The organism is Thermostichus sp. MS-CIW-37 (assembly GCF_054060065.1).
Map to the genome: position 1 here is coordinate 93,655 of NZ_JBSSCV010000004.1, position 13,648 is coordinate 107,302.

9 protein-coding genes are annotated in these 13,648 nt (G+C 60.3%); 5 read left to right on the forward strand and 4 right to left on the reverse strand.

Features of this window, described 5'->3' with window-relative positions; all coding sequences use genetic code 11:
- Positions 1 to 83 precede the first annotated feature (83 nt).
- On the forward strand, positions 84 to 2,162 hold the full coding sequence (locus ACVWYZ_RS03300; protein ID WP_457466016.1) for an SH3 domain-containing protein: 2,079 nt from the start codon (positions 84 to 86) through the stop codon (positions 2,160 to 2,162).
- Positions 2,163 to 2,277: 115 nt separating this feature from the next.
- Complete coding sequence (locus tag ACVWYZ_RS03305) at positions 2,278 to 3,270, forward strand: energy-coupling factor transporter transmembrane component T family protein (protein ID WP_457466018.1); 993 nt, start codon at positions 2,278 to 2,280, stop codon at positions 3,268 to 3,270.
- 24 nt (positions 3,271 to 3,294) lie between these two features.
- On the opposite strand, the gene ACVWYZ_RS03310 is transcribed toward ACVWYZ_RS03305, so the two are convergent.
- The 3 genes from ACVWYZ_RS03310 to ACVWYZ_RS03320 form a co-directional block, all read right to left on the reverse strand.
- The gene (locus ACVWYZ_RS03310; RefSeq protein WP_457466019.1) at positions 3,295 to 6,180 is read right to left on the reverse strand and encodes a GAF domain-containing protein; all 2,886 of its coding nucleotides are present in this window, start codon (positions 6,178 to 6,180) and stop codon (positions 3,295 to 3,297) included.
- 610 nt (positions 6,181 to 6,790) lie between these two features.
- The gene (locus tag ACVWYZ_RS03315) at positions 6,791 to 7,372 is read right to left on the reverse strand and encodes an NADPH-dependent FMN reductase (protein WP_457466068.1); all 582 of its coding nucleotides are present in this window, start codon (positions 7,370 to 7,372) and stop codon (positions 6,791 to 6,793) included.
- Between the two features lie 187 nt (positions 7,373 to 7,559).
- The gene (locus tag ACVWYZ_RS03320; RefSeq protein ID WP_457466020.1) at positions 7,560 to 9,881 is read right to left on the reverse strand and encodes a spermidine synthase; all 2,322 of its coding nucleotides are present in this window, start codon (positions 9,879 to 9,881) and stop codon (positions 7,560 to 7,562) included.
- 183 nt (positions 9,882 to 10,064) lie between these two features.
- Here ACVWYZ_RS03320 and ACVWYZ_RS03325 point away from each other — a divergent pair, with 183 nt between their 5' ends.
- Positions 10,065 to 11,018, forward strand: coding sequence for an alpha/beta fold hydrolase (locus ACVWYZ_RS03325; protein ID WP_457466022.1), 954 nt, complete (start codon positions 10,065 to 10,067; stop codon positions 11,016 to 11,018).
- A 66-nt stretch (positions 11,019 to 11,084) separates the two neighbouring features.
- Here ACVWYZ_RS03325 and ACVWYZ_RS03330 read toward each other — a convergent pair whose 3' ends face one another.
- The gene (locus ACVWYZ_RS03330) at positions 11,085 to 11,567 is read right to left on the reverse strand and encodes a pyridoxamine 5'-phosphate oxidase family protein (protein ID WP_457466024.1); all 483 of its coding nucleotides are present in this window, start codon (positions 11,565 to 11,567) and stop codon (positions 11,085 to 11,087) included.
- A gap of 199 nt (positions 11,568 to 11,766) precedes the next feature.
- On the opposite strand from ACVWYZ_RS03330, the gene ACVWYZ_RS03335 reads away from it, so the two are divergent.
- On the forward strand, positions 11,767 to 11,988 hold the full coding sequence (locus ACVWYZ_RS03335) for a high light inducible protein (protein WP_414349692.1): 222 nt from the start codon (positions 11,767 to 11,769) through the stop codon (positions 11,986 to 11,988).
- 399 nt (positions 11,989 to 12,387) lie between these two features.
- Positions 12,388 to 13,647, forward strand: coding sequence for an RNA-guided endonuclease InsQ/TnpB family protein (locus ACVWYZ_RS03340; protein ID WP_457466026.1), 1,260 nt, complete (start codon positions 12,388 to 12,390; stop codon positions 13,645 to 13,647).
- Position 13,648: the final 1 nt, after the last annotated feature.

A 13,648-nucleotide genomic window follows, 5' to 3' on the forward strand; every position in this document is an offset into this window, starting at 1 on the left:
AAGGACTACAGTTAAGTCGATGCGGGTAAGTTGTCCAAGGACTCCGTCCCGCTGGCACGAACAGGAGAGCGCGGACAAAAACCATGACGGTGCGGGTGCCCCTCGACTATTATCGGGTTTTGATGCTGTCGGCACGGGCAGATGAGCATCAGATTGAGCAGGCATACCGGGAGCGAATCGATCTCAAGCCGGGCGAGCGCTCCTGGCTGCTGGAGTTCTCGCCACAGGCTGTGGAAGCTCGCGCTCAAATGATCCAAGAGGCAGCTTCTGTGCTGCTTAACCCTGAGGCACGGCGAAACTACGACGAACATCTCATGCCGGCGGATCCCACCTTAACGGTGGAGGAAACACGCTTGCCGGGAGTGCTGTGCTTGTATTGCGAAGCCGGAGAATACCAAGCTGCCTTGGACTTGGCTCAACATATGCTGGAGCAGGGCCACCCTGCTCGTTCCGATGCCATTTTGGCGCGGGCCATCGCTCGTCTGGAACTGGGTCGAGAAGCCTGGCAACAGGGATCCTATGAAGAGGCGGCGCGTTCCCTACAGGCGGGCTTGGCGGAGCTGGAGGAGTATCAGGCCTTTCCGCAGATGCAAGCGGAGATCCGTATCGATTTGGGCAAGCTGCGTCCCTATCGCATTTTGCAACTCCTCAGCCAAAGTGCTCCCGCCCAAGCTGGAAGACACACCGCTGATGGGAACGGGGAGCGACAGCAGGGACTGGCTCTCCTCAAAGCCATGCTGGACGAACGGGGCGGCATCGAGGGGATGGGGCAAGATGGCTCTGGCCTCAGCACCGAAGATTTCCTGCGCTTTATCCAACGGGTACGTCGCCACCTCACCCTCAAAGAACAGCAGGAGTTGTTCGAGCGGGAGGCTGAGCGTCCCTCGATGGTGGCCGCCTACTTGGCCGTGCAGGTGTTGCTGGCGGCAGGTTATCTGGAAAACCGCCCGGCTCTGGTGCGGCGTGCTCGCGGCTACCTGGCTCGTCTGGCGCAGCGGCAGGATGTGCATCTGGAGCAGGCTATCTGTAGTCTGTTGCTGGGGCAGACCGAAGACGCGCTCGCCCATCTGCGCTCCACCCAAGAAGTAGAGGCCTTGCAGTTTATCGAAGAACACTCCGCCGGTTCTCCCGACCATCTGCCGGGTCTGTGCCGCTTCACAGAAAAATGGTTTCAGGAGGAGGTGTTCCCGGAGTTCCGCGGTCTGGAAGCCGCCCAAGTGACGTTGCAAGCCTACTTCGACAACCCCCAAGTACAAGCTTACCTGGACGAAATGCCCAGCCGCGAAGACCCGCCGGCGGGGATGCTCTCTCCCAGTGCTCCGCACCGCTGTCGCGAACAAGTCCCCCATCCCCCACCTCATTTGCCTGCCGTGGTGGGTGGCGTGCGCCCCCCTAATCCAACCCAAGAATTGCAGCGCCCCCCCACCCCTTGGCAACGGGGAGGAGTGATGCCCCCGCCAGAACCCCCGCGCCTCTCGGATTTGCCCTCCTACCGGAGCACCCCCAAGGCGGGCGTCTCTGCTCTTGCGGATGAGAGTTCTAGTGCCCAAGACCGTTCCCCTCAGGGGGACGGAGTCCAGGGCCTAAGGTCCGCTGGCGCGATCGGTTTGCAGGATGTGGAGCGTTACCGCCGCAGCCGCTTGGGGGGCCGTAAGCGTCCTACCTTTCCCGCTGGCGTTCGTTTGGGCTCCGCACCGCTGGCGCGAATGGCCGGGGTGGTCGGTGTGGGCATCCTCTCCCTATTGGTCATCTGGCAAATGTTGCGGGGCCTCTTCACGCCGCCGCCGGCACCACCGCTGGAGCAACCCCAGGTGCAAATTGAGCAGCCGCCGGTTGACATATCGCTACGCGACGCCTCCGCGAACGACAATCCCGGCCAGACGGAACTCACTCCCACGCCTGAGCTAACCGGCCCTCTGGCGGAGTGGCAAGGAGTACAACAGGTGCGGGTGGTCTCCAACGATGGCCTCAACATTCGCCAGCAACCCAGCCTGACGGGAGCCATTGTCGGGACAGCCCCACGCCAAGCCCTGCTGCGGGTGGTGGAGGTGCAGGCTGGGGAGGGACAGGTGCCCGTCTGGCTGCGCATTGAGCGAGATGGCGCGCCCGGGGGATGGGTCGCCGCCCAGTCGGGCTCCACCCGTCTGGTGGAACGGCTCTAGCTCTCCCTTGCTGCCAGCTGTTATTGCTCCGCAACGCTGCTGCGACCGCGCTACGGGGACGGAGTTCTCGGTCCCGCCCTTTTAAGGGGTATAGTCTGCTTCCTTCTCAACTGTTGTGGATATTCTGCGCAATGCCCCGCTGGGGATTTATCTGGAAGAGCCTCGCACCTGGCTACATTGCCTGGATCCGCGGGTTAAGCTGGCCTGGCTGCTCAGCTTTCTCCTCAGCCCCATTTTGGCCGGCAATGGTTGGCGCTTGGCCGTGGTGGTGGCTCTTCTGCTGCTAACTGTGGCGGCCCGTCTGCCGCGCCGGGTTTGGTCGGGCCAACTCTCCCTGGTGCTGGCCCTGAGCCTGCTCACCTTTGGGATCACCAGCTTGGCGCCGGATGGATTGGGGGTTTTTCCCCAACCGCAACGGCAGGATATGCAGGTGGTAGGCTATGGGCTGATTCCCGTTAGCGGTGCCGAGCGCTCTGTTCGCGACAGCGGGAGGGATTCCTTTTTGGCTGTAGAACAGGGATCCCCAGACCGTGCCTGGCGGGAGCAAACCCGTGCTTGGCAAACCCCTTACCGCTACCGCCTGGTTCAGTTTTCCCTGTTGGGGCGAACCTTTCAGGTCTCCCGCCGTTCTCTATCGGTGGCGCTGCGGCTGGGCACCCTCATTTTTACGTTGCTCTACGCTACCCATTTGTTTTTGTTGACCACGGCCCCCGAAGAAATTGCCGAGGGGATCGGCCAATGGTTGCAGCCTCTCAAGCGTTGGAGATGGCCGATTGCCGAAGTAATTCTCACCCTCACCTTGGCGCTGCGCTTTCTGCCTTTGGTGATGGAAGAGGTGCAAAACTTGGCGCGGGCGGTGCGAACTCGGGATGTGCGCTGGGGATCCCTGAGTTTCCGGGGCGGGATGCAAACCCTGCTGGCCTTGGTGGAGCGCTTTTTTGAAAACTTGCTCCTGCGTGCCGAACAGACGGCTATGGCAATGCAGGCCCGTGGGCTGACCGGCCCAGACCATCCCCTGCGCTGGCACCGCCTACAACTGCGGCGGCTGGATCGCGGCCTACTGGCTCTACTGCCCCTGTTTTGGCTGCTCAGAACCTTGTCCCCCTAAGGTGACCGGCAACACAGCTTTTTCCTACCCAGGGGGATGGGGCTCGTCGCTGCCCATCGGCATGAGCAGCCGAGAGACACAACGCCCATCGGAAGAGAGGTAAAAGGAGAGCTGGCCCCCCATCCGCTGCACCACCCGTTGACACAGGCTGAGTTCCAGACCAGGACTTACCGATAGAGGCGACTTGAGCAGAGGATCTGCGTAGATCACCTGGTTCGGATCCAACTGAAGGGCGGCCATCAGGTGAGGGTCGAAGCTGCCCTGATCCACCACCAGCAGCTCTGCATAGCCAAAGGGCTCCGCATCGCTATCGCGAACGCTGGCTTGGCTCCACAGATCCAGCCGCCCCCCTTCCGGGCTGCGCAAAATAGCGGCTGTCAACACCTCCCAGAGCACCATCTCCAGTCGTTCGGGATCCCCCTGGATGGTAAGGCTCATGTCCCCATGGGCCCGCGGCCATAACTTGCGTTTTTGGGTCAGGGCCTCCACTCGGCGTAGGCTTTTGCGCACCAAGGTTGCCAAGGGCACCGACCGCGACTGCGGCTGCACCTGCCAAGTTTCCGACTGCAACAACGGCCCTGTGGAGACGGTCAGATCCCGCAGCCCTCTGCCGATCTCCACCACCTTTTGCCAGCGGGTGGCTTCGTCTCCGGGAATCTCCGGCACCTGACCCAGGCGGCGCAGGCTGTCCAGAAGGGCATTCTGCATGTCCATCAGGCGGCGGTGTTTGTACCAGTTCAACTCCCTGAGCACCTCCTGCTGCTCTTGCAAAGTTTGCATCCAGAGCAAGCGCCGCACCGTCCAGCCGCAGGTCTGGGCGATCAACATCACAGCCGCCCGCTCGTCGGGATCCCAAACCTTGCCCGCTTCTGCCCCCAAGATCAAAACTCCCAAAGCTCCCGCCTGAGATTCCGTTGGGACAGTGTTGACCAGCAGCCAGGATCCCAGGCCGGTAGCAAAGTGCTCCGCACCGCTGACGCGACTGAGCCAAGTGCGGCTGGCAGGGGGGATCTGGGTGAGCGGGAGAGGTTCTGCTGACTGCAGCGCGTAGGCCAGTAGGGGATCTTGCAGATCGATCTCGGTGGGGCCGGTCTCCGTCCCGGCAGCAAAAGATGGCTGGAGCTGAGCCCGGCTCTCCCCCGGCTGCCAACTAACCATGAGCGCCAGAGGGATCCCCAGCAATTGGGCCGTCTGTCGAGTGGTAGTGGTGTACAGATCTGACAAGGTGGCCGAGTTTTGCAAGGTTAAACAAGTGGTGATCAGGCCCTTGAGCAACTGCTCTTGTCGTTGCCGGCGTTGTTCTGACCGAATTTGCCGCAGGATCACCCCCACCTGTTGGGCAATCCCCCGCAGCAGTTGCCGCTCTTCCCGGCTCCAGGCCCGTAGCTGGGGATGCAACACCAAGAGCAGCCCTTCCACGGGTGTGTTGGCCCCGGTATGGGTCAGCATCAGGGAACGAACTCCTGCCAGTTCCTGCCGCCAAGAGAGCAGGCGCAGATCTTGGTCGTAGTTTTCTGCCACCACCACCTCGCTGCGCATGAGATCCTGCCAGTCCTGGTCGCTCAGAGGGCTGAGCTGCTGTGGCAAAGTCTGCTTGCCTTCCCTGCGGTACTCGTAGAAGAGGCGGGGGATGGGGCTGTCGGGATCCACCGTCAACACGGCCACTGCACCGACTTTCAGGCGCTGGGCCAGGCCGACAATGGCTTGCTGGAGAGCCTGTTGCAGCTCCGCCGGGTTGTAAAGCGAGCGGCCCACCTGTTGCACAAACTCTTGGTCATCGGCCAACTGGCGAATGCGGCGATCCAGATTTTCCAGAGGGCTGGCCAGGGCCAACCCATTGGCGGCAGCGGCCACCAACTGTCGCTCAGCGGCTTGCCAGGTACGGGGCACATCGGATTGCACCCAGATAAACCCCAGCAGATCCTTCTCCAGCAAAATCGGGGCCGCCAAAACGGCCTGGGCCCGCAACTGCTGCATCAGCTTGGGGGGAACCTCAGAGCGAGTCGTCCCTGTGCCGCCCACCACCACCTGGCCATCGGCGAGGGTGTAGTACATGTCCCCCAATTCCCGCAGCGAAAGGCTGACCTCCCCTGTTGGCCCTGCTCCGACTTTCTCCGCCCCGCTGTCGCGAACAGCTTTGGGGACGCTCCCGTGGGGAACGAACTGACCCTGGCTGCGCTCGTGCCAATACACCTGAATGTGGACAGCGCCCAGAAAAGACTGTAACTCCTGCCTCACCAGGCTGACCCGTTCCTGCAGGGATCCCACCTGGCGCATCGCCGTTCCCAACCTCAGGAGCGGATCCTCAAGGCGCTTTTCGGTCTGCTGTTGCCAAGCGTTTTCCAACTCCTGCAGAGAGGCTGCCAACTGCCCCAGCAAAATCCCCAGGAGAGCCTTTTCGTCCTCACGGGTGGTAACCCCCCACATTTGGGATCCCAGCATCAGAATCCCCAAGCAGCGCCGCCGTCCTACTGCCGTTCGCGACAGCGGGCCGTAGGCCGAGAAGGGATAAATGAAACAGCCCTGGATCCCGCCCAGTCGCCTGGCCTCCCGCTGCCAAATGCCCATGCGCGGCTCCTGAGAGAGGTCAGGCAGGCTGATCGGTCGCTGCTCGATCACCACCTGCTCCAGGATCTCCCCCGGCTGTAGAGGATGCACCGCCCGCAGTAGGGTTTGATCCTCAAGAAGGGTCACTCCCCCCTGGCCCACCAACTGGTGATTTTGATAATCGTAAAAGGCCAGCCAGACCAGCGGCGCCCCAAACACCGCCCCGACATAGTCGAGGGTGAGCTGAATCAGCCCATTGGCATCCGTTTGCTCTCGCATCTGTTGCAATGTCGCTTGCAGGGCCACCAGGGGAGATATTGACCCAGCTCTATCCGAAGAATAAGGGGGAACAGACTGAACCATACCTGTGTGGATCTATTCCGCAGGTTCCTCTGCAAGCCAATGCCGTATCAGCCAGACTTCAGCTCGTCTCTGTTATGAGCCTTCTCGTCTCCCTGCTTCCTTGTTACTGGGCAACACTGACACAAAAAAGCGAGGAGAAGCGAGCCCGGACTTGTTGCTGTTTGAAACAACTATAGCCCCCAGATGAAAGGCTGGGTAGCAATAGGGGCAGCCGAAGTCTTTGACATGCTCCCCCGCCTAAAGGCAGGGGATTCCGGTTCCTGGTTCTGCGACAACTTGCCGTGTTGGGTTGCCCCTCCACAACAGCGGTGCTCATCTCCCCAGGCGTTCCCCCAAGCGCTACGCGCCACTGATGCAAGCGCAGGGCGGTTTCCTCTCGCGCCAGCGGGACAGAATCCTTATGCCCTTAGGTGCCGTTGCGAACAACAACTAAAAAACCTATTGAGGTTGCATCCAGTCGTGAGACTGTTGGGCTTAAGGCCTACGGCCCGCTTACGCGAATAGAGCGGTTGATTACCCTGTCGCTGCGGGCAGCATAGCACACAGCCGCCCTAAAGCGCGGGGCTTTAGACCCAGTTTTTTGGTAAGTGATTAAGTAATTAATTTGGGGTTAATTGTGGGAAGGCTTCACAACTGGGATCCCGCGCAGCTTGTGAGTATGGGTCACCAAGCTCTGGACAAAGTGTTGAAAGCGCTGTTGTAGCTTCTCGTCTTTGAGATTGCCTTGCTCGTCAAAAGCGTTCCAAGCCCGACCGATGGCGATTTGCTCTGGGATCACCCAGCCATGCACCCAACGCACAATCAAGCGCATCTGGTTCAGGGTATTGCTGTTGCTCTCGCCGCCCAAAACGCTGATTAACCCAAAGACCTTACCCTCCAGTTGCTCAAAACTCAACAGATCCAGTGCATTTTTCAGGCTGCCGCTGATGCCGCCGTGGTACTCCGGGCTGGCTAGGATGATCCCATCCGCCCGCTTCATGGTTGCTCGTAGGACTGCCACATCGGGATAATCCGCATAGGACTCCGAGCCATCCACAAAGGGCAACTTCATCTGCCGCAGATCGAGGATGTGCAACGGGGTCCCCAACTTCTCAAACTCGCGCCGCGCCACCTCCAGCGCCTGGTACGTTAAGGAATTGGGCCGCAGGCTGCCCCCGATTGCCACGAAACGGGCCTCAGAGGTTTCAGCCATGGTGGTTTGAGGATTGCCAGTGAGGGCTTGTAGAGGAGACATGGGCTGGACTCCCGAGCAGACATTAGTTACGTTGCAAACAATCATAACTCGTACCAACTTCGAGTTGTAAAGATTTCCTTAACTTTTCTGCTCCGCAACGCTAACACGTTTGCCGAAGGGTCGCGTAGCGATAGCAGCCGGATTCCTATCCAGAACTGGGGATCTGGATACCCTTTAGCAAAGGGATCCGGGGCCAACGGATCACCTGCAGCAGGTTGGAAAAATCATCCCGCCAGACGGGATCCCCGGCTTGGGGCAAAAGGGGCTGCCAGGGATCCAGTTCCTGCAGGACTCCAGAGTTTTGGGCCAAAGGGCTCCGCCCTGCTGAGGCGGTCGTCGAAGCGTCGCGCGGCGATAACAGCACCCAGTGGGAAGGGGCCAGCCCCGCCTGTCGTTGCTCAGGGGAGAGATCCCGGTGGTCTTGGTGCCAAGCGTGAAGCTGCAGGGATCCGGCCAGGCCGGCCAACACCGGGGCCAAGTCGAGGTGGCGGTTGGTGATGTTGAACAGCAGCCAGCCCTGGGGTTTGAGCTTGCTCAGGTAGAGGGCCAAAGCCTCTTGCGTGAGCAAATGCACCGGCACCGCGTCAGAGCTGAAGGCATCCATCACCATCAGGTCGTAGCTGCCCTCTGGGATCCCCTTGAGGCTGAGCCGGGCATCGCCGAGGATGACCTGCACCTGCGCCCGTGCCTGAGCCCACCGGAGATAGGAAAAATAGCGGCTCGCCCAATCGGCCACGGTGGGATCCAACTCGAAAAACGTCCACTCATCCCCTGGCTCGGCATAGGCGGCCAACGTGCCGATCCCCAGCCCCAACACCGCAATGGCGGGCGTGGGATCCACAGTCTGGGCTCTGAACGCCGCAAACACCTGCCCAACCGGCCCAGACCGAGAAAAATAGGTCAGCGGCTCCAGCGCTTTTTCCGGATCCAAGTTTTGGCTGCCGTGTAGAGTGGTGCCGTGCAGAAGGCTGCGGAAGGATCCCTGCTCAGTTTGGTATTCCACGATCCGGTTGAGGCCGAAGGCGCTGCGCTCGCTGTGGATCACCTGCAGTCCCGGCTGCAGCCAGGGTTGCCCCAGCAGCACAACCAACCCCGCCATTGCTCCCACCCAACCGACCTTGGCCTGCCAGCTAGGGGCTCCGCTCTGCTGCTGTGAACGGCTCTCCCCTGACACCAACAGCGCCAGCACCGCCCAGCCCAACGCCAAACCCACCCCAGCGCCCACCTGCAGCAACGCCTGCGGTTGAAAGTGCAACAGCAGCAAAGGCAGGAGCAGCCCCAGCCCCAGCCACAGGCCCACCCGCCCCCCCTGCGCCCCCAGCACGGCCAGCGACATCCCCAGCAACAGGGGATATTCCAGCACCGTCTCGAACACCTGCGGTGCCAAGAGGGCAGAGAACATTCCCCCCAAACTCCCCCCCAAAGCCAGCCACAGGTAAAACTGCGTCAACTGCTTCACCGGCGGGCGACGGCAAGCTAACCGGCTGTGGCAGCCCCAGCTCACCAGCCCAAAGGTGATCAGATGCAGCGGCAGAAGCAAAAAACCGGGCCTCACCCAGCCCAAGACCTGTACCCCCACCGCCCCGCAGGCCAGAAGAGCTGTTGTTCCCAAAACCCACTCATTGGGGTGGATCCCCCCGAAAGCCAGCATGAGTGTCAGCAGATAGATCCCCAGAGGAATGGCCCACAACAGGGGCACTGCCGCCACGTCGGTGGTCAACAAGGTGGTGACCGCCACCAACAGGCCCGCCGGCAAAAAAGCCAGACCCGCCCAGCGCCAACGCTCTCGCCAGGAAACAGTCAAATCCCCCGGAGCAGCGCCGGATCCCTGGGAATCTGCCCCGCGTTCTTGTTGCTCTGCAACGCTGTTGCGACTGAGCAGCAGACCCACCCCGCTTAGCAGCACCAGGGCTGCCACCAGCGCGTAGGATCCCGTCCACAGGTGAGTTTGCCCAGCCAAAGACAGGCGGGGCTCCAACACCAGCGGGTACCCCAGCAGCCCGCCCAAGCTGCCGGCATTGCTGGCCACATAGAGAAAGTAGGGATCCGGGATCCCCTGTTGTTCCGCGCCCCCTCTTGCTGCCAACCCCCGTTGCAGCAACGGCGTCGTCGCCGACAGGAGAAACAGCGGCACTCCAGCTCCCAAAGTCAAGTCTGCCAACAGAGCGAGAGGGGGCCACCATCCTTCCGGTTGGCCGGGGATCCCCAATTGAAAGGGCAGAAGCCTCAGACCGGCCAGCAACAGGATCCCGTGGATCAGCACCCCCATCCTGGGATTGAGGCCGCGCCCCAGCCGATCTGCCCACAGGTAGCCCAAAAGCAGGGTGGCCTGAAAAAAGGCCAGGCAGGTATTCCACACCAGGGGGGATCCCCCCCACAGCGGCAGCAGCAACTTGCCCAGCAGCAACTGTCCCCAAAAGAGGCAAAAAGCGCTGCCAAACAAGCTGAGGCCAACCAGCCAAATCAAAGCCGACCTACCGCAAACCCCTCAACTGCCAGTATTCCCCACTTTCTCCCGGAAGCTTGAGGTGGGATTCACAGTCATTTCAGGTTAGCTAGACCGCCGAGAAGCCCCGCACTCTATGCGTCAGCATGAGTGCAGAAGTATGTCACGATCGCAACGCTGACGCAAACCCAAACTGCACTCCCAATGTTGCCATACAGCGCTAACGCGAACACAGAGCATCGCTGGCTCTGGCGTAACCAGCCCATTCGCTACCAACAGTCGGGATCCGCAGGCCCAGCCGTGTTGCTCATCCATGGCTTCGGGGCCAGCAGCGACCATTGGCGGAAAAATTTGCCGGAGCTGGGGCAGCACTGTCAGGTGTATGCGATTGATTTGTTGGGGTTTGGGGGATCCGCCAAGCCTCTGCCGGGATCCCCTTTGCCCTACACCTTCGAGACCTGGGGATCCCTGGTGGCCGATTTTGTGCGAGAGGTGGTGGGCCAGCCAGTCTATCTGGTGGGCAACTCGATTGGCTGCATTGTGGCTTTGCAGGCGGCGGTTCTGGATCCGGCCCAGGTTTTGGGGGTGGCGATGTTGGATCCCTCGCTGCGGCTGTTGCACGAGCGGAAACGAAAGCAGATCTCCTGGCTGCGCCGCCGGTTCACCCCTTTGCTGCAATCCCTGCTGGGGTGGCCCCCCTTTGGTCGTTTCTTCTTCGCTCAAGTGGCCCAGGCTAGGGCCATTCGCAATATCCTTCTACAAGCCTACGGACGCAAAGAAGCGGTCACCGAGGAACTGATCCAGCTTTTGCTCAAACCCGCTTTGGAGCCGGGGGCGGCAGAGGTCTTTTTGGCCTTTGTGCGCTATTCTCAGGGGCCTTTGGCTGAAGATCTCTTGCCTCAGCTCACCTGTCCCGTCTTGATCTTGTGGGGGGAAGCGGATCCCTGGGAACCCATTGCTCTGGGGCGGGCCCTGGCACAGTTTCCTTGCGTGGTGGGGTTCATCCCGTTGCCGGGGGTCGGCCATTGCCCCCAGGATGAAGCCCCCGAGCTGGTCAACCCGCTGCTTTTGGATTGGATCCGGGATCCCACCAAAAAACCTGAAAAAGGAGTTCGTTCCGCCGGGATCCCCTCACCCCCCCTGCAAGAGGAGAGCTAGGAAGTGGCGCAGCAGGAGCTTCCCCGTGCTGGGGAATGGCATGGGCTGCCCTTGGAATCCTCGTACCTACGCCCGACCGAGGTGCTCCAGTCGATCCAGGTTGGGGCCGCTCAGCCGGAATGCCTGGCCAAACCCCTGGATGAAGCTGCCAGCTTTGGGGATGATCTGACAGAAGTGAAAATCCGCCAAGCCCAGGATCATCTCGGCAATCTCGTACTTGGCGCGGTAGAGGGCTTCAAACCCCTGCGCCTGCGCCTCCTCGCGGCTGAGAAACTGGGCTTCTCCGCTCACCATCACCCGCGGCAGGGCGTGGTTACTGCGGGGATCCCCTGGGGTGGGCGGCTCGTGGATGAGCAGGCTGGCACGGGGATCTGCCCGCAAAGCCTGGGTGTGGCCAGAAAGATCGCTGATGACAATGGCAAAGCGCAAGGGATCCCGCTGCACCACAAAAGGCACCAACGACACCGCCGGGGATCCCTGCTCCAGCACCGCCAAGCTGGCCACCGGCTGGCCATCCAGCAGCATATTTAACTGTTCCAGCACCGACATGGTTGTCCTCCAGTCCCCTTGCTATTATCAGCTCCCCTGTACTGGGACAAGAGCCACAACCCTGCTTACAGGCTGTTCCTGGCCTGGTTGAACTCTGCCCGGCAGCTCGGAACATTGGGCGTCAACAACGTTGTAAATAAAACTTTACAATCCTATGCAAAGCGAGCTACGCTGGTGAAGAAAGCACAAGGAGAACCCTATGACCCGATATCGCTCCGTTGTCGTCGAAGAAGGTGGTCGGCTGAACAACTACGCCATCGAGCCGGAAATGTATGTGGACAGCACCCCCCGCGTGGGCTTCACCGAATATGCAGAGCGCTTGAACGGGCGTTTGGCAATGATCGGCTTTGTTGCCCTGATCCTGTTTGAAGCTCTGTCCGGTACCACCCTGCTCGGCTGGCTGCAATCCCTGGGCCGATAAGCCAAAGAACGCTTCCTAGGAAGAGGGCTGTCTCTAATCGCCGATTGACTGTTCGCGATAGTGGGACGGAGTCCTCACTTTGCTGCACAGTTCTCTACAACCTGATGTGCAAACGCTAGGCAGTTGTGCGAGTGTGCAGAGAGCGGGTGGTTAGGTTTATGTTTCTAGACCCCAGCTACCGTTTGAAATGTACCCCAAGCTCTGGGGGAACTAACGCCTGTGGAGACTCCTCTGGCGGGGTGGTAGGTCTAAAACCTACCGCTAGTCAAGGGTTGCTGAAGCAGGAAGAAAGCAACAGCGCTGAGCAAAAATCTGTTCTGTTCAGCTAGAAATCGCAGGAGCCCCGCACTGTACCCGTAGGGTCAGTGTCGGGAGGAATGCGGAAGTTATGATAGAACCATGACCCAAGTCCTGACCGTATCCTGCAAGCTCAAGGCGTCCCAGTCGCAAGCCGCCAAATTGGACGCGACTTTGGAGGCTTTTGGCCAAGCCTTGAATTGGGTCAACCAGAACACGCCGGAGAAAGTCGCCAACGCCGTTAAGCTCCAGTCTCTGTGCTACCGCGAAATCCGTGCCCGGTTCGGCTTATCCAGTAACTTGGCTCAGCAGGTCTGCAGACGGCTGGCCGGTGCCCGTAAAGTTGCCCAACAGAAAAACCGCCCCGTCAAAGCGTTCAAAGGGGGCTTCGCTACCTACGACGCTCGTATCTTTTCGTTCCGCGAGAAAGACTGGACGGTGTCGCTGACCACGGTGGAGGGTCGGGAGCGCTTTGAGCTGGCGATTGGCCGTTACCAGAGAGAACAGTTGGCAGGCTCCAATCCCAAATCTGCCACTCTGGTCAAGCGCAAAGACGGTTCCTACTCCATTCAAATCTGTGTGGAAACGGAACCGTCCCCACCGCAACGCACGGATAGGGTGCTGGGGGTGGATTTGGGCAGGACGGATATTGCTCATACAAAGGACTCCGTCCCGCTTGCGCGAACGGAAGGAGATAACTGGAATGGACAGCAGTTGAACAAAGTCCGAGACCATCACTTGCGGTTGAGGGCGGTACTTCAACGCAAAGCCAGTAAGGGCACCCGCAGTTCGCGGCGCAGATGCAGAGAACTGTTGCAACGGCTGTCTGGCAAGGAAAGACGCTTTCAGTCGCGTCAGCGTTGCGTAGCAAAAACGTGGGTCAATCATCGCATCTCCAAAGCTATTGTCTCTAGGGCAAAGGCGACAAACAGCGCTATTGCTCTGGAAGACCTGACAGGGATCCGGGAAAGAGTCAATCAACAACCCCGCAGCAAAACCGAAAGGCGCAGGGCCAACAGTTGGGCGTTCTACCAACTACGTCAGTTTCTGGAATACAAGGCGAGGGCTGCAGGGGTTTCTCTGATTCTTGTGCTGCCTGCTTACACGTCGCAGACCTGTCACCGGTGCTTACACATCCACCCTGAGCAGGGCAAGTCCTACCGCAGTGGCAAGTCGTTCAAGTGTGGGCACTGTGGATGGGAAGGGGATGCGGATTTGAATGGTGCGAATGTGATTGCGCTTTTGGGGGCTGTCGTAAACCAGCCTAGAGGTCCGGGCTTGTTTTGTTCTCTGGTAGAGCAGAGCAGGCTCAGGGCTACTGAAAGCCCGCTCCGTACCGCTTTAGCGGTCGGAGTCGGGTAGT

What these genes read in the sequence shown, in the direction of transcription:
- ACVWYZ_RS03330 (WP_457466024.1), bottom strand. Translation starts at nt 11,567, where the DNA reads ATGTCGGTGCTGGAACAGTTAAATATGCTGCTGGATGGCCAGCCGGTG.
- ACVWYZ_RS03315 (WP_457466068.1), bottom strand. Translation starts at nt 7,372, where the DNA reads ATGGCTGAAACCTCTGAGGCCCGTTTCGTGGCAATCGGGGGCAGCCTG.
- ACVWYZ_RS03340 (WP_457466026.1), top strand. Translation starts at nt 12,388, where the DNA reads ATGACCCAAGTCCTGACCGTATCCTGCAAGCTCAAGGCGTCCCAGTCG.
- ACVWYZ_RS03310 (WP_457466019.1), bottom strand. Translation starts at nt 6,180, where the DNA reads ATGGTTCAGTCTGTTCCCCCTTATTCTTCGGATAGAGCTGGGTCAATA.
- ACVWYZ_RS03335 (WP_414349692.1), top strand. Translation starts at nt 11,767, where the DNA reads ATGACCCGATATCGCTCCGTTGTCGTCGAAGAAGGTGGTCGGCTGAAC.
- ACVWYZ_RS03325 (WP_457466022.1), top strand. Translation starts at nt 10,065, where the DNA reads ATGTTGCCATACAGCGCTAACGCGAACACAGAGCATCGCTGGCTCTGG.
- ACVWYZ_RS03300 (WP_457466016.1), top strand. Translation starts at nt 84, where the DNA reads ATGACGGTGCGGGTGCCCCTCGACTATTATCGGGTTTTGATGCTGTCG.